Below are 16,259 nucleotides of genomic sequence, written 5' to 3'. Positions count from 1 at the left end.
GACACCGTTTTGTGGAGTCCCCACAAACGGTGTCGACAGAACTTCGTGTACCTCCCTATCTGACTGGTGATCTCCTACAGGGCAAGGTTGATGTCGTGCTTGTAATCGTTGCTCCCGGCCAAGGCGCCCAGGTTCCCGGTTTCCTCTCCCCGTGGCTCGAACTGCCCGGTGTCTCCGCGCAGTTGTCGGCGTGGTCGGAGGTGGCCGGGCTCGACCTGGTGCGCTACGGCACCACCGCGGACGCGGATGAGATCCGTGACACCGCCGTCGCCCAGCCCCTGCTGGTCAGCGCCGGCCTGATCGCGGCCGACGCCGTGCTCGGCCCGCTGGCCTCGCCCTCCCCGGGGCTGCCCGCCGAGCGCTCCATGGTGGACGCGGTCGCCGGACACAGTGTCGGGGAGTTCACCGCCGCCGTCATCGCCGGCGTGCTCTCCCCCAAGGACGCCCTGGCCCTGGTCAGCGAGCGCGGCCGCGGCATGGCCGAGGCCGCCGCGCGGACCGATACCGGAATGACCGCGGTCCTGGGCGGTGACCGCGAGCAGGTGCTGGCGGCCATCGCCGAGGCGGGCCTGACCCCGGCCAACGACAACGGCTCCGGGCAGATCGTCGCCGCCGGAACCACCGAGCAGCTCGCCGCCTTCGCGGAGAACCCGCCCGAGCGGGCCCGGCTGCGTCAGCTGTCCGTGGCGGGCGCCTTCCACACCGAGCACATGGCCCCGGCCGTGCAGCGGGTGCGCCAGGCCGCCTCGGTCCTCTCCCCCTCCGACCCCACGGTGCGCCTGCTCTCCAACGCCGACGGCGCGGTGGTCGACAGCGGCTCCGAGTACCTGGAGCGGCTCGTCTCCCAGATCGCCTCCCCGGTGCGCTGGGACGCCTGCACCCAGACCCTGGCCGACCTCGGGGTGACCGCGATGATCGAGCTCACCCCGGCGGGCACCCTCACCGGTCTGGCCAAGCGCGCGCTGCGCGGTGTCGAGCTCCTCGCGGTCAAGACCCCCGACGACCTCGACCGCGCCGGCGCCCTCGTCAAGGAGCACGCCGGAACCGCCGCGGCCGATGACCAGGAAGGCTAACCATGTTCAGCTCCCCGAGCGCTCCCAGAGGGGCGGCGATCGTCGCCCTCGGCGAGTACCAGCCCTCCCGCGTGGTCACCAACGCCGACCTGGAAGAGCGCGTCGACACCTCAGACGAGTGGATCCAGAGCCGCGTCGGCATCCGGGAGCGGCGGATCGCGGGCCCTGAGGACACCGTGACCAGCATGGCCGTGGCGGCGGGCGGCAAGGCCCTGGCCGCCAGCGGCCTGTCCCCCGAGGACGTCGACCTGGTGATCGTGGCCACGTGCACGGTGGAGGACCAGATCCCCAACACCGCGGCCACCGTCGCCGCCCGGCTCGGCGTCCCCGCCCCCGGCGCCTTCGACCTCAACGCCGCCTGCGCGGGCTTCTGCTACGCGCTGGGCGTGGCCTCGGACATGGTCCGCGGCGGCAGCTCGCGCAACGCGCTGGTGATCGGCTCGGAGAAGCTCAGCGACTGGGTGGACTGGGACGACCGCAGTACCTGTGTGATCTTCGCCGACGGCGCCGGGGCCGCGATCGTGTCGGCCTCCGAGGAGCAGGGCGTGGGCCCCGTGGTCTGGGGCTCCTCCGGCGAGCGCGCCGACAAGATCTACCTGCGCGACCACCAGTACCTCTACCAGGAGGGGCAGGCGGTCTTCCGCTGGACCACCACCGAGCTGTACAAGGTGGCCCTCGAAGCCCTGGAGCGGGCGGGCGTGGAGCCCTCCGAGCTGACCGCGTTCGTCCCGCACCAGGCCAACCTGCGGATCGTGGAGTCCATCGCCAAGAAGCTGGGGGCGCCCCAGGCACTCGTGGCCCGCGATATCGTCACCGCTGGCAACACCTCCTCCGCGTCCATCCCTCTCGCGCTGTCGCGCATGATCGGACGCGGGGAGCTGCCGTCGGGGAGCACCGTACTCACCCTGGGCTTCGGCGCGGGGCTGGTCTACGCGGCTCAGGTGATCCGCATCCCCTGAGCACCGCCCGAACCCGCGGTCACACCGCCCGGTCCGAGCCCTCACGTCCACGGCCCGGACGGTGTCCCTGAACCAACACCGAACACCAAGCAAGGAGAAACACGACATGGCTCACAGCGAGCAGGAGATCCTGGAAGGCCTCGGCGAGATCATCGAGGAGATCGTCGGCACCGAGCCCTCCGAGGTCACCCCGGAGAAGAGCTTTGTGGACGACCTCGACATCGACTCGCTGTCCATGGTGGAGATCGCCATCGCCGCCCAGGACAAGTTCGGTGTGGAGATCCCGGACGACCAGCTCAAGGACCTCAAGACGGTCCAGGACGTCATCAACTTCATCCAGAAGTAGCGCGTTCGGGGCGGCGGGGCCCACACCGTCCCGGCCGCCCCACCCCACAGCCGCCGTACGGGGCACCGTTCACCAAAGCCAAGCCTTCCCGGCCCGCAGCCGGGAACGACCCACGAGAAGGGCGATCGGATCATGTCCAAGACCGATGTCGTCGTCACCGGCCTCGGCGCCACCACCCCCCTCGGGGGTGACGTCGCGACCACATGGTCCGCGCTCCTCGACGGCCACTCCGGCATCACCGCGCTGCCGGAGGAGTGGCACGAGTCGCTGCCCGTGCACTTCGCCGGACGGATCGCGCAGGAGCCCGCGGAGAAGCTGCCCCGGCCGCGTCTGCGCCGCCTGGACCGCACCCAGCAGTTCGCGCTGATCGCCGCGGCGGAGGCCTGGGCCGACGCCGGGTCCCCCGAGGTCGACCCCGTGCGCCTGGGCGTGGTGGTCTCCAGCGGGATCGGTGGCATCCTCACCATCCTGGAGCAGTACGACACCTTCCGTGAGAAGGGCTGGAAGCGGGTCTCCCCGTTCACCGTGCCCATGCTCATGCCCAACAGCCCCGCCGCCGCGATCAGCCTGGAGTACACGGCCCGGGCCGGGTCCCACGTGCCGGTGAGCGCCTGCGCCTCCAGCGCCGAGGCCATCGCCAACGGTGTGGACATGATCCGCGCGGGCCGCGCCGACGTCGTGATCGCGGGCGGCACCGAGGCCGCGATCCATCCGCTCAACATCGCCTCCTTCGCCTCCATGCGCGCCCTGTCCACGCGCAACGACGACCCGCAGACCGCCTCCCGCCCCTGGGACAGGAACCGCGACGGCTTCGTGATGGGCGAGGGCGCGGGCATCCTCGTCCTGGAGTCGGCCGAGCACGCCGCCAAGCGCGGCGCCCGCGTCTACGCGCACGCCGCCGGGGTGGGCTACACCAACGACGCCTACGACATCGTCCAGCCCGAGCCGGAGGGCACCGGGCAGGCCCGGGCCATCACCCAGGCCCTGGCCGACGCCGACCTCACGCCCGACGACATCGTCCACGTCAACGCGCACGCCACCTCCACCCCGGCCGGGGACGTCGGTGAGACGCGCGCGATCCGCGCGGCGCTGGGCGACTCCGCCGCCGACCGGGTGGCGGTGACCTCCACCAAGTCCATGACCGGCCACCTGCTGGGCGGGGCGGGCGCGGTGGAGTCGATCGCGACCATCCTGGCCCTGCACGACGGTCGCATCCCGGCGACCATCAACATCGAGGAGCTCGACCCCGAGGTGGTCGTGGACATCGTCCGTGACAAGCCCCGGGACATGCCCACCGGCGACGTCGCCGCCATCAACGAGTCCTTCGGGTTCGGCGGCCACAACATCGCGGTGGTCTTCCGCCGCGCCTGATCCGGCGCGCGACGGGGCCGCCGCGCCGCGGCGGCCCCCGCACCGATTCTCCAGTGCCGCCGCACCGGCGTGCCCATGACCGCTTCGGCGAAGGAGCGCAGCTTCCGTGACAGTGATCGACAACCGTGTGACGGCGGTCCCGCAGGCCGCCCCCGAGAGTGATCCCCGCCAGCCGCGTGTCCGGCTCACCCAGTTCTTCGACGAGGGCTCCGTGCGGCTGCTCACCGAGGAGGGGTCTGGCGCCGACGCCGTGGCCGCCGTGGGCCGCCTCAACGGTATGCCCGCCGTCGCCTTCGCCAACGACGCCCGCGTCCAGGGCGGCGCGATGGGCAGCAAGGGCTGTGCCGCCATGGAGGTGGCCTACGAGCACGCCGTCCGCGAGCGGGTGCCCGTGGTGGGCCTGTGGCACTCCTCCGGCGCCCAGCTGGCCGCCGGCGTGGAGAGCCTGCACGCGGTGGGCCGGGTGTTCGCCGCAATGACCCGCGCCTCGGGCGTGGTCCCGCAGATCTCGGTGGTGCTCGGCCCGGCCGCGGGCGGCGCCGCCTACGGTCCGGCGCTGACCGACATCGTGGTGATGTCGGCCAAGGGCAAGGTCTTCGTGACCGGCCCGGGCGTGGTCGAGAGCGTGACCGGCGAGAAGATCACCGCCGAGGAGCTGGGCGGCGCGGACGCGCACGGGCGCCGCAGCGGGGTGGTGCACGTCACCGCCGCGGACGACGACGAGGCGATGCGGCGCGGCCGCCAGCTGGCGCTGCTGCTGGGCAACCAGGGCCAGCTGCGCACGGGCGAGGTCACGGACGTGGACCTGAGCCACGTGCTGCCGGAGTCCTCGCGCCGTGCCTACGACGTCAAACCGCTGGTGGACGGGGTCCTGGACAGCCCGCTGGGCGAGGAGTCGATCGAGCTCCAGGCCCGGTGGGCGCCGAACATGGTCGTCGCGCTGGGCCGCCTGGGCGGGCGTACCGTGGGCGTGCTCGCCAACAACCCGCTGCGGCTGGGCGGCTGCCTGGACTCCAAGTCGGCGGAGAAGGCGGCCCGGTTCGTGCGCATGTGCGACGCGTTCGGCGTTCCGCTGGTGGTCCTGGTGGACGTGCCCGGCTACCTGCCGGGCGTGGGCCAGGAGTGGGACGGTGTGGTGCGGCGCGGCGCCAAGCTGCTGCACGCCTTCGCCGAGGCCACCGTGCCCCGGGTGACCCTGGTGACCCGCAAGTCCTACGGCGGCGCCTACATCGCCATGAACTCGCGTTCCCTGGGCGCCACGAGGGTCCTGGCCTGGCCGACCGCGGAGATCGCGGTCATGGGGCCGGTGGCCGCCGTGCGCATCCTCAAGCGGCGCGAGCTGGCCGCGGTCTCCGAGGAGGAGCGCCCGGCCCTGGAGGCCAGGCTGGCCGCCGAGCAGGAGAAGGAGGCCGGGGGCCTGGACAGGGCCATGGAGCTGGGCGTGGTGGACGAGGTCATCGAGGCCAAGAACACCCGCACCGCCCTGGCCGAGGCGATCGTGGCGGCTCCGGCCGCGCGCGGCGCCCACGGCAACATCCCCCTGTAGGCGCCGGGGGCCTTCGCTCAGGTGGGACGGGGGTCCACGCCCGCCGCACGACGAACGGGGCGCCCCGCCCGCACCGCACCGCCCGCCGGGAGACCCGGCGGGCGGTGCGGCGTGTATGCGGCGGTTCACCTCGGTGGAGCCGCGAGGAACGGGGCGTGAAGGTGAACCGAACAGCCGAGAAAACGCCTTCAGGTAGGACCGTTTCCCGGACACCATGGATATGTGTCTGCCCTGCATTCCCAACACTCCCCCACAGCATGGCGGGACGAGTCCGACGCGCCTCCCCGCCGTGCCGCGGGCGCGCCCATCTACCAACCCGTCGTGGACCTGGACTCGGGTGCCGTGGTGGCCGTGGAGATCACCGCCGCCCCGCCTCCGTCGGGCCGCGGCCGCTTCGCGGAGGTCAGTTCCCAGGAGGAGTCGGCGGTGGCCGAGTGGCTCCTGGTCCTGGTCCGGGAGGCCGCGGCGACCGAGAGCCTGCTGCCGCTCGTGCTGCCGCTGCCGGCGCGGATGCTGTCGGGTGAGGGGTTCGCGGCCCTGGCGGAGAGCCAGTTGCGCCGTGCGGGCCGCCGTCCCCGCGACATCACCTTCATGCTCAGCCCCGATCTGGCCGAGCTGGCCAGGCCCACCGTCGTCGCCGGTGTGGCCCGGCTGCGCTCGGCGGGGTTCCGGTGCGGTTTCGGCACCGCGATGGTGCGCCCGGACCTGGTGGTGGAGTCCGCTCCCTTCCTGATGCGGATCGACCCCTCGATCGTGTCCAAGGTGGCCTCGGACCAGCGGCAGGCCACGGTGGTGGAGGGCCTGGCCCGGATCGGCCGCGGCAGCGGGGTGTACGCGCTGGCCTCGGGCGTGCACGCGGCCGAGGACGTGGTACGGCTGCGCCGCTGCGGGATACGCGTGGGCACGGGCCCGTTCTTCGCCGACCACACCTGGCGGCCGGGCGAGCGGGTGACCCCGGTGCCCGAGCCGACCGCGGGGCAGGAGGGCGCGCACGACTCCGGGCCCCGGGTCACCGAGTTCATGGTGCCGCCGGTGGGGCTGGACTCCGACGCCACCGCCGAACAGGTGCTGGAGTCCTTCACCGGGGATCCGGCTCTGAACAGCGTCATCCTCATCGACCACCGGGAGCGGCCGGTCGGGGTGATCGACCGGACCCGGTTCCTGCTGTCGGTGACCGGCCGCTACGGGCACGCCCTGCACGCCAAGCGTCCCGCGATGCGCCTGGCGGAGTCCCCGCGCACGGTCCCGGCCTGGATGTCGGCGCTGGCGGCGCTGCGGGTGGCCGGGCAGGACACCGTGCGTGTCTACGACGACCTGATCGCGACCAACGACTACGGCCAGTGCCTGGGCGTGGTACACATCAGCGACCTCATCCAGTCCCTGTCGCGCAGCTGAGCCCGGACCGGAAGCGCCTGGGGCCCCGCGCCTGTCGGTGCGGGGCCCCAGGCGCGGTCCGGACGCCCCCGGAGGCCGGGGGGCACGCCGGCCCCGGGTCACTCCACGGGGTCGGGCCCCTTGGTGCCCGAGGGACTGCTGGTCGGTGTGCTCCCGACCGGGTCGAAGCCGTTGTAGGCGGCCTCCCGGACCCTGCCCTCGGCGACGGCCCTGGCGATCTCGGCGCGGGTGGCCTCGTCGTAGAGGTAGTCCAGGTGGGGCCGCTTGGGCTGGCGCCCGTCGCCGGAGGAGCGGCCCAGTGCGCGTCGGCGCAGCCAGGGCACCAGGTGCTGGCGGGCCCAGCGGCGGGTCTGCCGGCGCCGCAGGATGCTGGGCAGCTGCTGGGGAGGGGTGGTCCACGGGTCGGTCCAGGCCTCGGTCGGCCCCATGGGGAAGCCCAGGAGGTCGGCGATGCGCGCGGCCACGATCTGGTGGCCCGCACCGTTGAGGTGCAGGCGGTCCTCACTCCAGGCCCGGGGGTCGGCGAGGGCGTTGAGCGCCCACAGGTCCACGACCTCGGTTCCGGTGCGCTCGGCGACGGCGCGCATGTGCATGCTGAACACGGCGACGCGACCCCGGTAGTAGCGCAGGACGGGGATCCAGCCGGTGTCGTGGCCGGAGAGGATCACCACGCGCAGACCCGCGTCGCGCAGTTGGCGGATACCCCACTCGAAGTGCTCGGCCAGCCGGTCGAGGTCGCTGCCCGGGCGCAGTACGTCGTTGCCGCCGGCGAAGACGGTGACCAGGTCCGGTTTCCACCGGAGGGTCTGCTCCAGCTGCTCACCGAAGATGTGCCGCATCCGGCGTCCCCGCACGCCCAGGTTGGCGTAGCGGAAGTCCGGCGTGACCGTGCCCAGGTGCTCGGCGAGGCGGTCGGCGAAGCCCCGGTACTCGCCGCCCGGGCCGCTGTCGTCTTCCATCCCCTCGGTGAAGCTGTCGCCGATCGCCACGTAGGACCGGATGGGCTCCGGTCTGCTCACGCGAGCGGCCGCTGGGGGATTCGTCTGGAGGTCCGTCACATCTACCAATCATCCGGCTCGACCGTCCCACGCCTGCGCAACGCCGAGGGAGCGCGGGTACGGAATTCTGGTACGGGCCGCACGGGGGCGCGCCGACCTGTGCCCCAACACCGTCGACCCCTGTCGGCCAGCGGGTGCGGCCTCCCGGGAGAAAGGTCGTTCGGGCGATGACAGTGCCCGTCCAGCATACCCGCGACCGACGACCGGGTGCCTGAGGCGCGGTGCGCCGCCGCGGGGTCCGCACCGGCCCCCGCAGGGGCCGGAGGGGGTGCGCGCGCACCGCGGTTCCGGAGCGGCTCGGGAAACCCCTCCGCCCGGCCGACCTCACCAAAGGCGTATATCTCTTATGAGGTAGATCACACATTCACGCAGGTCACCGGTGGTGAACGTCCCTCTTGCCGTGATCACGCACCGTGTTCGCGTCCCGCGGACCGCTGACCGGGTCCACCTGGGGGTACCCATGTGGCGCGCGGGGACGTACGATCTCGGAGAAGTGCTCACGGCACCCCTGTCCCCCGGCTCGCCGTGCCCTCCCCCGGCACACCGGACCGGCCCGACGCTCGGCCCCCACGCGGGTGAGGGGCGCGTACTGTGGTGCATCGAACCGAAGGCCCGTGCGGTTCCTTCCCAATTCACGTGCAGACACCAGGAGGTCGAGGTCCCCAGCGGATGAACGCCGTCTCTCCGATCTGCCTCGTCGACCTCGCGCCCGCGCTGCGGTGGTCGAGGTCGCCGGACGTGGCACCCCTGCTCCACCATGACCGCCTCATCGACGGCTGGTGGCACTCGCTGCCGGTGGCCCGTGTCCTGGACATCGCCGGTCCGCCCTGGCTCGCCCACGGCATCGCCCGCCTGGCCCTGGAGCACTGGCCGCACGTCCCCCTGGCCGAGTTCCTACCGAGCCTGCGCACGCAGGCGGTGGACTGCTCCGAGCTGTCCGAGCCCGTTCGCGGCGCCGTCGTGTCCGCCGCCGGGGACTGGGAGCGTCTCGTCTCCAGCAGCCCGCAGGAGATCAACGAGTGGCGGCTGCCCGGCTGCGGTGTGGTGGACGTGGTGAGCACGGTGGCCTGGCGCGCGCTGCAGCCCTGCTGCGAACTGCCATCGGGACCCACGCCCTCCCCCGCGCTGATGATGGAGGCCGTGCGCACCATCAGCCACTGGATGCCCGACTCGGCCCCCGAGCACGTGCGCAACGCCCTGGAGTACCTCACCGCCGCCACCGGCGCGGGTGACGAGGCGGGCGGGGACTCCGGAACCGGGCTCACGCCGCCGCAGACCCCCGCGACCCGGGCGATCCGCACCCTGCGGGCCCTGCGCGCCCAGCGCAACGGAGAGCAGGACGAGGAGTCGGTGGTCGCGGAGCAGGGCGCGGCCCCCACCGCCACGGTCAGCTCCGCCGCGATGATCCCCGGGTCGGCCCTGGACACCGAGGCGGTCAACGGCGAGGGCGGGCGGGACGGCGTGGGCGACCTGCGCTCGCAGTTCCGCAGCTCGCTCCTGGGTCCCGGTCGTACCCTGCGCCGGCCCAGTTTCGGCCCGCCCAAGGCGATGCGCCCCGACCACGTGGAGGAGCGGCCCCCAGCCCCGGCGCTGGGCGAGCACCCCCTGGTGGACCTGGTGGAGGAGATGTTCCGCTCCTGGCCGGAGCTGGAGCGCACGGTCGCGGCCGAGCGCCTGTTCGCCACCGACCCCATCAGCATCCGCGTGCTGTCGGAGCAGATCGCGGTGGACGTCACCCAGATCCGCGCCGCCCAGCGCAAGGTGGAGGAGCGCCTGCTGCGCTGGCTCAACGCCCCCGAGGGCGCGGCGATCACCAAGCACCTGCGGGAACTGTCCGAGCTGCTGGGCTCGGCGACCACCATCGACCGGCTGATCAACGCCCACCCCGACCATCCCGTCGAGGTGCCCACGCTGGGCACACCGCTGTGGCGGGTGATCATCACCCTGTTCACCGACCGGCGGATGCACAACGGCTGGCTCATCGCCGACGACCCCAACCGGCTGCGCTGGCAGACCCGGGAACTGCTGGGCGACGCGCCCAGCATGACCGAGGCCGGTATCCGGCTGAGCCGTATCGGCATCCGCCAGCAGGAGCTGCGCGCCTGGCTGCTGAGCACGCCGGGGGTGAGCCTGCGGGACGGGCACGTGCTGGTGGACCCGTCGGTGCCCATGGAGGTGCCCACCAACCACGCGGGCCACAACGCGCCGGAGGAGGCGGGGAGCACCACCGAGAACGGGCTGCCGATACGACGCCGTATGGACGCCCCCCCGGCCGAGTCCTCGTCCGCCCCCCAGCCGGTCTTCGCCCACGAGCAGGGCGCCGCCCTGGGCACCGCGGCCCTGGACCCGCACCGCGTCGTACCGCTGGGCCCGGCCCCCGGTCAGGTCCTCGGCGCCCCGCCCGCCGCGCAGGCCGTTCCCCCCGTCCCGCACGCACGTCCGGGTGCGAGCGACCCGGCCATGGCGGCCCGCTGCTTCCGCGCCCCGGACGGGCGCTGGTGGCACCGCATCGACATCACCGCCGACCACCTCAACGGCGCGCCCGTGGCCGTCCCCACCGGCTACGCCACCCACCTGGGCCTGCAGCCCGGGCGGCTGCTGTGCCTGACCGCGCCCGGGGCCGACCTGTTGGTACTGGTCTGGCGCGACCAGCCCGCGTTCGACTCCCTGCGGCCGCTGCTGCGCCGCCAGGCCGCCCAGCCCGGCGACCGCGTGTTCATCACGGTGGCCGGCGACCGCCTGGACGCGCGCAAACTGCCCTCCGCGGACCTGAGCGGTCACCCCCCGGCCGCCCGGGCCCTGCACCTGAGCGGGTACACCGCGCCCGCCTCCACTGACGAGGCGTTGCGGATCCTGGCCCGCCGTGTCACCGACAACGACGACGAGTCCTTCGCCGACCCGCAGGCCCTGATCGACCTGCTGACCCTGCGCGGGGACAACGACATCGCCGCGGAGCTGCGCGCGGGGCTGTTCGCCGCGCACTGACCGCCTCCCCTCCGGCTCGAGGCCCCCGGGTCCCGCCCGGGGGCCTCGTCGTGACCGGACGCAGCGCCGCCCGGGGCGCCGCCCCGGTCCGGCGGGGGCCGCGCGGCGGCGAAGGGTGAACCAGTGGGTGGGGAACTCGTTCGTCCCGGGCTTGGTGTCGACCAGGTCCCAGTCCGGGAAGCGTTCCTCCAGCTCCTCGGCGGTGACACCGGCGAACTCCTGGTCGAGCACCCCGTAGCCGTAGCCGAACATCAGCAGCAGCGCGCCGGGCTCGGCGCGGCGGGTGATCCCGTCGGCGTAGGCGTCGCGGCGGTGGGCCGGGATCCCGCAGAAGCAGCTCAGGTCGAATAACAGGTCATAGCGGCCGGACACGTCGAGCTCTTCGAGCCGGGTGGCGTCGCCGCACACCAGGCGGGGCGCGACGCCCGCCGCGTCGGCCCTGCGCCGCGCCTGTTCGATCGCGCGGTCGATCAGGTCGACCGCCACGACGTCCCAGCCGTGCCGGGCCAGGTAGACGGCGTTGGTCCCGGTGCCGCAGCCGAGTTCGAGCGCGCGGGGTGGCCGTCCAGACCCTCTACTTCGTCTTCGGCAACAAGCGCACGCTGTTCAAGGACGTCGTCGACACCACCGTCGCCGGGGACACCGAGCCGGTGGCCACCATGGACCGCGAGTGGTTCCGGGCCGCGTGCGCGGCCCCCGGGAGGTTTTCGACCGGGTCGCTCCGCTCACGCCGCTGATCGCGGCCGCCGCCACCGATCCCGAGATCGCCGCGCTGTGGCCCCGTGACGGGGACCCGCGCTACACGGTCCAGCGCGCGGCGGCCACGGCCCTGGTGGCCAAGCCCGGCGCCCGTCCCGGCCTGTCGGCGGACACGGCGGCGGATCTGCCGTTCGGCCTGCTCAGTCCCGAGCTGTACCTGGTGTTCGTCCGCGATCGGGGCTGGTCGCCGGACGAGTGGGAGAGGTGGGCGCACGCCACGCTGCACGCCCAGCTGTGCGCGGACGGGGCGGCGCCGTAGGAACGGCTCCCCCGCCGGGCGCACGCGAACGGGCCGGGACCCCCCGAGGGGGTACCGGCCCGTTCGCGTGCGTGCGTCAGACGTTGAAGCCCAGCATGCGCAGCTGGTCGCGTCCGTCGTCGGTGATCTTGTCCGGACCCCACGGCGGCATCCAGACCCAGTTGATCTTGACCTCGCGCCCGAACTCGTCGAGGGCGCTGGTGGCCTGGTCCTCGATGACGTCGGTCAGCGGGCAGGCCGCGCTGGTCAGGGTCATGTCCAGCGTGATCGTGCCCTCGTCGGCGCTCACACCGTACAGCAGGCCCAGGTCGACGACGTTCACGCCCAGCTCGGGGTCGATCACGTCCTTGAGCGCCTCGCTGATCTCCTCGACCAGCGCCTCCGCCTCCGGGGAGAGGGGCGCGGTCTCGGGGGCCTCGGTCGACTCGGTCGTCTCGGTCTCGTTCTGGCTCATCAGGCGGTTTCCTTCTCCAGGGACTGCGACACGGCGTCCTTCCAGGCCATCCACCCCAGCAGGGCGCACTTGATCCGCGCGGGGTACTTGGACACCCCGGCGAAGGCCACGGCGTCCTCCAGCACGTCCTCGTCGGGCTCACCCCGGCCCTTGGAGTGCATCAGCTCCGTGAACGCGTCCAGGGTGGCCATCCCCTCGGCGACGGTGCGCCCGATGAGCAGGTCGGTCAGCACCGAGGTGCTGGCCTGGCTGATCGAGCAGCCCATCCCCTCGTAGGAGACGTCGCTGACCACGGCCTTGTCGTCGAGGGCGTCGGCCCCCTCCGCGGGGATCAGCGCCACCCGCAGCGTCACCTCGTCCCCGCAGGTGGGGTTGATGTGGTGCGCCTCGGCGTCGTGCGGATCCCGCAGGCCCTTGTGGTGCGGGTTGCGGTAGTGGTCCAGGATGATCTCCTGGTACATCGCGTCCAACTGCATGGTCGTCCTCGCTCTAGGGCCGGGTCCCGAAGAACTTCTGCGCGGCCCCGATCGCCTCCACCAGCGCGTCCACGTCCTCCAGCGTGTTGTAGAGGTAGAAGGACGCGCGTGTGGTCGCGACGATGCCCAGCCTGCGGTGCAGCGGCCAGGCGCAGTGGTGGCCCACCCGGACCTCCACGCCCCGGTCGTCGAGCACCTGTCCCAGGTCGTGCGGGTGGATGTCCTCCACGGCGAAGGACACGGCACCGCCGCGGTCCACCGCCTCGGCGGGGCCGACGATCCGCACGCCCTCCGTCTCGGAGAGCCGCTTGAGCGCGTACTCGGTGAGCTCGTGCTCGTGCGCGGCCACCCGGTCCATGCCCACCGCGGTGAGGTAGTCACAGGCGGCGGCCAGGCCGACGGCCTGGGGGGCCATCGGCACGCCCGCCTCGAAGCGCTGCGGCGGGTCGGCCCACGTGGAGTACTCCATGTGGACCACGCCGATCATGGAGCCACCGGTGATGAACGGCGGGATGGCCTCCAGCAGTTCCCGGCGCCCCCACAGCACGCCGATCCCGTTGGGACCGAGCATCTTGTGCCCGGAGAAGACCAGGAAGTCCACACCCAGCTCGGTGACGTCGACCGGCATGTGCGGGACCGACTGGCAGGCGTCCAGCACGGTCAGCGCACCGACCTCGCGGGCCCGGTCGACCAGCGTGCGGACCGGGTTGACCGTGCCCAGCACGTTGGACTGGTGGGTGAAGGCCACGACCTTGGTGCGCTCGTTGACCAGGTCCCCGACGCCGGAGAGGTCCAGACGGCCCTCGTCGGTCACGGGGAACCAGCGCAGCGTCGCCCCGGTGCGCTGGCACAGCTGTTGCCAGGGCACCAGGTTGGCGTGGTGTTCCATCTCGGTCACCACGACCTCGTCGCCGGGCCCGACCTGGTAGCGCCGCAGCTGCTCGTCGGCGGTCGCGGCGTTGCTCAGGGCGTAGGCCACCAGGTTGACGCCCTCGGTGGCGTTCTTGGTGAACACCACCTCGCCGGCGTCGGCCCCGATGAACCGGGCGATGGTCTCCCGGGCCGCCTCGTAGGCGTCGGTCGCCTCCTCCGCGAGCTGGTGCGCGCCGCGGTGCACCGCCGCGTTGTGGCGTTCGTAGAACTCACGCTCGGCGTCGAGCACCTGACGGGGCTTCTGCGAGGTGGCCCCCGAGTCGAGGTACACCAGCGGCCGTCCGTCGCGGACGGTCCGGGAGAGGATCGGGAAGTCCTCCCGGATCGCCGCGACGTCGAGCGGGCCCGTCCCGGCCCTGCCGAACTCGCGGACTGTGGTCATGGGTTACGCGCCCGCCTTCACGAAACGCTCGTAGCCCTCGGACTCCAGCACGTCGGCCAGCTCCGGACCGCCGGACTCGGCGACGCGGCCGCCCGCGAAGACGTGCACGAAGTCGGGCTTCACGTAGTTGAGGATCCGGGTGTAGTGGGTGATGAGCATGACACCCATCTCGCCGCCGGCCTTGGCCCGGTTGACGCCCTCGGAGACGACCTTGAGCGCGTCGACGTCCAGGCCGGAGTCGGTCTCGTCCAGGATGGCGACCTTGGGCTTGAGCAGCTCCAGCTGGAGGATCTCGTGGCGCTTCTTCTCACCGCCGGAGAAGCCCTCGTTGACGCCGCGTGCGGCGAAGGCCGGGTCGATGGCCAGGTCCTTCATCGCACCCTGCAGCTCCTTGGAGAACTGGCGGAGCTTGGGGGCCTCGCCGCGCACCGCGGTGACCGAGCTGCGCAGGAAGTTGGACATGGACACGCCGGGGACCTCGACCGGGTACTGCATGGCCAGGAACACGCCGGCGCGGGCGCGCTCGTCGACGCTCATCTCCAGGATGTTCTCGCCGTCGAGGAGGACCTCGCCCTCGGTGATCTCGTAGCGCGGGTGGCCCGCGATCGCGTAGGCGAGGGTGGACTTGCCCGAGCCGTTGGGGCCCATGATGGCGTGGGTCTCACCGGAGTTGATGGTCAGGTCAACGCCCTTGAGGATCTCCTGCCGCTCGTCCTCACCGATGAGGACGTCGGCGCGCAGACCGCGGATTTCGAACTTCGTCATTTCAGGCCTCAGGAATTCTTCTCATCCAGCGACACGAGCACGTCGTCGCCGTCGATCTTCACGTCGTAGGTGGGGACCGGCTGGGTCGCGGGCGGGTTGATCGGCGCCCCCGAGCTCAGGTCGAAGCAGGAGCCGTGCAGCCAGCACTCGATGGTGCCGTCCTCGACCTCGCCCTCGGAGAGGCGGACCTCGGCGTGCGAGCACACGTCGCGCACGGCGTAGACCTCGCCCTCGCTGCGGACCAGCGCGATGGGTGTCTCGTCGTCGGTCTCGACGCCGAGGGCCCCCTCCTCGGGGATCTCGGCGAGCTCGGCGACCTTCACCCAGCGACCGGACTCACTCATGCTCGGCCAGCTTGCTCTCGACCTTGGCCATGATCTCCTCCCGCAGCTCCTCGACCGGGATCCGGTTGACGAGCTCCAGGAAGTAGCCGCGGATGACCAGGCGCCGGGCCTCCTCCTCCGGGATTCCCCGCGAGCGCAGGTAGAACAGGTGGATGTCGTCGAGCCGGCCGCTGGCGGCGGCGTGCCCGGCACCCTCCACCTCACCGGTGAAGATCTCCAGGTTGGGGACCGAGTCCACGCGGGTGTCGTCGGTGAGCTGGAGGTTCCGGTTGTGCTCGTAGGAGTCCGTGCCGGTGGTGCCCTCGCCGATGATCACGTCACCGATCCACACACCGTGGGCGTCCTTGCCGCTCAGCGCGCCCTTGTACTCCACCCGCGAGCGGGTGTTGGACATGTTGTGGTCGATGAGCGAGCGGTGCTCGTGGTGCTGGCCGTCGCCGGTGAAGTACAGGCCGTGCAGCTCGGCGTTGGCGCCGCGCCCCTTGTAGGCCACCTTCGGCGAGAGCCGGACCAGGTCGCCACCCAGCGTGATGACGATCGACTTGAAGGTCGCGTCCTTGGCCACCTGGGCGTTGTGCTGGGAGACGTCGACGGCGTCGCGGTCCCAGTCCTGGACGCTGACCAGGGTCAGGCGCGCGCCCTCGGCGACGTGGATGTCCACGCTGCCCGCGCGCACGCCGGTGCCGGTCTGGTTCAGCACCACGATCGCCTCGGCCAGCGGCTTGACGTCGATCACGAACTGGTCGTAGCGGGTGCCGCCCTGGGCCTGGCGGTGGATGGTCACCGGGCGCTCCAGGGCGGCGCCCTGGGCGACGGTGACGACCGTGGCCTTCTCGAAGGAGGTGTGCGCCTGGGCGGTCACGCGGTCCGCGGGGAAGCCCGCGGCGCCGATGCGCTCGTCGTCGCGGCCGACCGTCTCGACGGTGACGCCCGCGGGGGCGTCGATGTCGACCTTGTCGGTGCCGTCGGCGACGGCGGTGCCGTCGTGCAGACCCCTGAGGCGGCGCAGCGGCGTGAAGCGCCACTCCTCCTCACGACCGGCGGGCACGGGGAAGTCGTTCACGTCGAAGGACCCGTGGGTGGCCAACTTGGAGAACGGGATTCCGCCGAGGCCGTGGCTGTGGGCCCTGGGTTCGGTGCTCGGGCTGGTCAAC

General features: G+C 72.4%; 16 protein-coding genes and 1 pseudogene. 9 read left to right on the top strand and 8 right to left on the bottom strand.

The window, feature by feature from the left end; genetic code table 11:
- The first annotated feature begins 95 nt into the window (after positions 1-95).
- From FYW95_RS16005 to FYW95_RS15980, 6 genes are all read left to right on the top strand, one after another.
- A complete protein-coding gene (locus tag FYW95_RS16005) occupies positions 96-1,073 on the top strand; it encodes an ACP S-malonyltransferase (RefSeq protein ID WP_159943666.1) in 978 nt (325 codons plus the stop codon).
- A 2-nt stretch (positions 1,074-1,075) separates the two neighbouring features.
- Positions 1,076-2,032 carry a beta-ketoacyl-ACP synthase III gene (locus FYW95_RS16000; protein ID WP_159943668.1) on the top strand — a complete coding sequence of 319 codons (957 nt, stop codon included), beginning with the start codon at positions 1,076-1,078 and terminating at the stop codon, positions 2,030-2,032.
- Between the two features lie 106 nt (positions 2,033-2,138).
- Complete coding sequence (locus FYW95_RS15995; protein WP_159943670.1) at positions 2,139-2,378, top strand: acyl carrier protein; 240 nt, start codon at positions 2,139-2,141, stop codon at positions 2,376-2,378.
- Between the two features lie 132 nt (positions 2,379-2,510).
- Positions 2,511-3,749 (top strand): beta-ketoacyl-ACP synthase II, encoded by a 1,239-nt coding sequence (gene fabF / locus FYW95_RS15990; RefSeq protein WP_160050458.1) that lies wholly within the window; start codon positions 2,511-2,513, stop codon positions 3,747-3,749.
- Positions 3,750-3,855: 106 nt separating this feature from the next.
- On the top strand, positions 3,856-5,295 hold the full coding sequence (locus tag FYW95_RS15985; protein ID WP_159943674.1) for an acyl-CoA carboxylase subunit beta: 1,440 nt from the start codon (positions 3,856-3,858) through the stop codon (positions 5,293-5,295).
- A 222-nt stretch (positions 5,296-5,517) separates the two neighbouring features.
- Positions 5,518-6,690, top strand: coding sequence for an EAL domain-containing protein (locus FYW95_RS15980; protein WP_159943676.1), 1,173 nt, complete (start codon positions 5,518-5,520; stop codon positions 6,688-6,690).
- Between the two features lie 98 nt (positions 6,691-6,788).
- Here FYW95_RS15980 and FYW95_RS15975 read toward each other — a convergent pair whose 3' ends face one another.
- A complete protein-coding gene (locus FYW95_RS15975) occupies positions 6,789-7,679 on the bottom strand; it encodes an SGNH/GDSL hydrolase family protein (protein WP_159943748.1) in 891 nt (296 codons plus the stop codon).
- Between the two features lie 738 nt (positions 7,680-8,417).
- Between FYW95_RS15975 and FYW95_RS15970 the strand changes: the two genes are divergently transcribed.
- Positions 8,418-10,733, top strand: a complete 2,316-nt coding sequence (locus FYW95_RS15970; protein ID WP_159943678.1) for a hypothetical protein — start codon at positions 8,418-8,420, stop codon at positions 10,731-10,733.
- Positions 10,734-10,961: 228 nt separating this feature from the next.
- On the opposite strand, the pseudogene FYW95_RS28250 reads toward FYW95_RS15970, so the two are convergent.
- A pseudogene (locus FYW95_RS28250) lies at positions 10,962-11,270 on the bottom strand (cyclopropane-fatty-acyl-phospholipid synthase family protein); the annotation flags it as partial.
- A 20-nt stretch (positions 11,271-11,290) separates the two neighbouring features.
- Between FYW95_RS28250 and FYW95_RS27735 the strand changes: the two are divergent.
- Both FYW95_RS27735 and FYW95_RS15960 read left to right on the top strand, forming a co-directional pair.
- Positions 11,291-11,470, top strand: a complete 180-nt coding sequence (locus FYW95_RS27735; protein ID WP_201294883.1) for a hypothetical protein — start codon at positions 11,291-11,293, stop codon at positions 11,468-11,470.
- A complete protein-coding gene (locus FYW95_RS15960; protein ID WP_201294882.1) occupies positions 11,419-11,751 on the top strand; it encodes a hypothetical protein in 333 nt (110 codons plus the stop codon). Before FYW95_RS27735 ends, FYW95_RS15960 begins: the two co-directional genes overlap by 52 nt.
- Before the next feature lie 76 nt (positions 11,752-11,827).
- On the opposite strand, the gene FYW95_RS15955 is transcribed toward FYW95_RS15960, so the two are convergent.
- From FYW95_RS15955 to sufD, 6 genes are read right to left on the bottom strand one after another with little or no spacing between them, the layout of a single operon-like run.
- Positions 11,828-12,205, bottom strand: coding sequence for a metal-sulfur cluster assembly factor (locus FYW95_RS15955; RefSeq protein ID WP_159943680.1), 378 nt, complete (start codon positions 12,203-12,205; stop codon positions 11,828-11,830).
- A complete protein-coding gene (gene sufU / locus FYW95_RS15950; RefSeq protein ID WP_159943681.1) occupies positions 12,205-12,681 on the bottom strand; it encodes a Fe-S cluster assembly sulfur transfer protein SufU in 477 nt (158 codons plus the stop codon). The genes FYW95_RS15955 and sufU overlap by 1 nt, the downstream gene beginning before the upstream one ends.
- A gap of 13 nt (positions 12,682-12,694) precedes the next feature.
- Positions 12,695-13,996, bottom strand: a complete 1,302-nt coding sequence (locus tag FYW95_RS15945; protein ID WP_159943682.1) for a cysteine desulfurase — start codon at positions 13,994-13,996, stop codon at positions 12,695-12,697.
- A gap of 3 nt (positions 13,997-13,999) precedes the next feature.
- The gene (gene sufC, locus FYW95_RS15940) at positions 14,000-14,761 is read right to left on the bottom strand and encodes a Fe-S cluster assembly ATPase SufC (RefSeq protein ID WP_159943683.1); all 762 of its coding nucleotides are present in this window, start codon (positions 14,759-14,761) and stop codon (positions 14,000-14,002) included.
- Positions 14,762-14,769: 8 nt separating this feature from the next.
- Entirely contained in the window at positions 14,770-15,105 is a 336-nt protein-coding gene (locus FYW95_RS15935) for a non-heme iron oxygenase ferredoxin subunit (RefSeq protein WP_159943684.1), read from the bottom strand.
- Positions 15,098-16,258, bottom strand: coding sequence for a Fe-S cluster assembly protein SufD (gene sufD / locus FYW95_RS15930; protein WP_159943685.1), 1,161 nt, complete (start codon positions 16,256-16,258; stop codon positions 15,098-15,100). The genes FYW95_RS15935 and sufD overlap by 8 nt, the downstream gene beginning before the upstream one ends.
- Position 16,259: the final 1 nt, after the last annotated feature.

Origin of the sequence: Nocardiopsis sp. FR4 (genome assembly GCF_009830945.1) — a bacterium.
Lineage (GTDB): Bacteria > Actinomycetota > Actinomycetes > Streptosporangiales > Streptosporangiaceae > Nocardiopsis.
The sequence above is the reverse complement of the archived record's forward strand: the minus strand, read 5'-3'. Positions and strand labels throughout refer to the sequence as shown.

Coding starts and splice junctions, on each gene's coding strand:
- FYW95_RS15945 (WP_159943682.1), bottom strand. CDS start 13,996: ATGACCACAGTCCGCGAGTTCGGCAGGGCCGGGACGGGCCCGCTCGAC.
- FYW95_RS15955 (WP_159943680.1), bottom strand. CDS start 12,205: ATGAGCCAGAACGAGACCGAGACGACCGAGTCGACCGAGGCCCCCGAG.
- FYW95_RS15970 (WP_159943678.1), top strand. CDS start 8,418: ATGAACGCCGTCTCTCCGATCTGCCTCGTCGACCTCGCGCCCGCGCTG.
- FYW95_RS15995 (WP_159943670.1), top strand. CDS start 2,139: ATGGCTCACAGCGAGCAGGAGATCCTGGAAGGCCTCGGCGAGATCATC.
- FYW95_RS16000 (WP_159943668.1), top strand. CDS start 1,076: ATGTTCAGCTCCCCGAGCGCTCCCAGAGGGGCGGCGATCGTCGCCCTC.
- sufC (WP_159943683.1), bottom strand. CDS start 14,761: ATGACGAAGTTCGAAATCCGCGGTCTGCGCGCCGACGTCCTCATCGGT.
- FYW95_RS15935 (WP_159943684.1), bottom strand. CDS start 15,105: ATGAGTGAGTCCGGTCGCTGGGTGAAGGTCGCCGAGCTCGCCGAGATC.
- sufU (WP_159943681.1), bottom strand. CDS start 12,681: ATGCAGTTGGACGCGATGTACCAGGAGATCATCCTGGACCACTACCGC.
- fabF (WP_160050458.1), top strand. CDS start 2,511: ATGTCCAAGACCGATGTCGTCGTCACCGGCCTCGGCGCCACCACCCCC.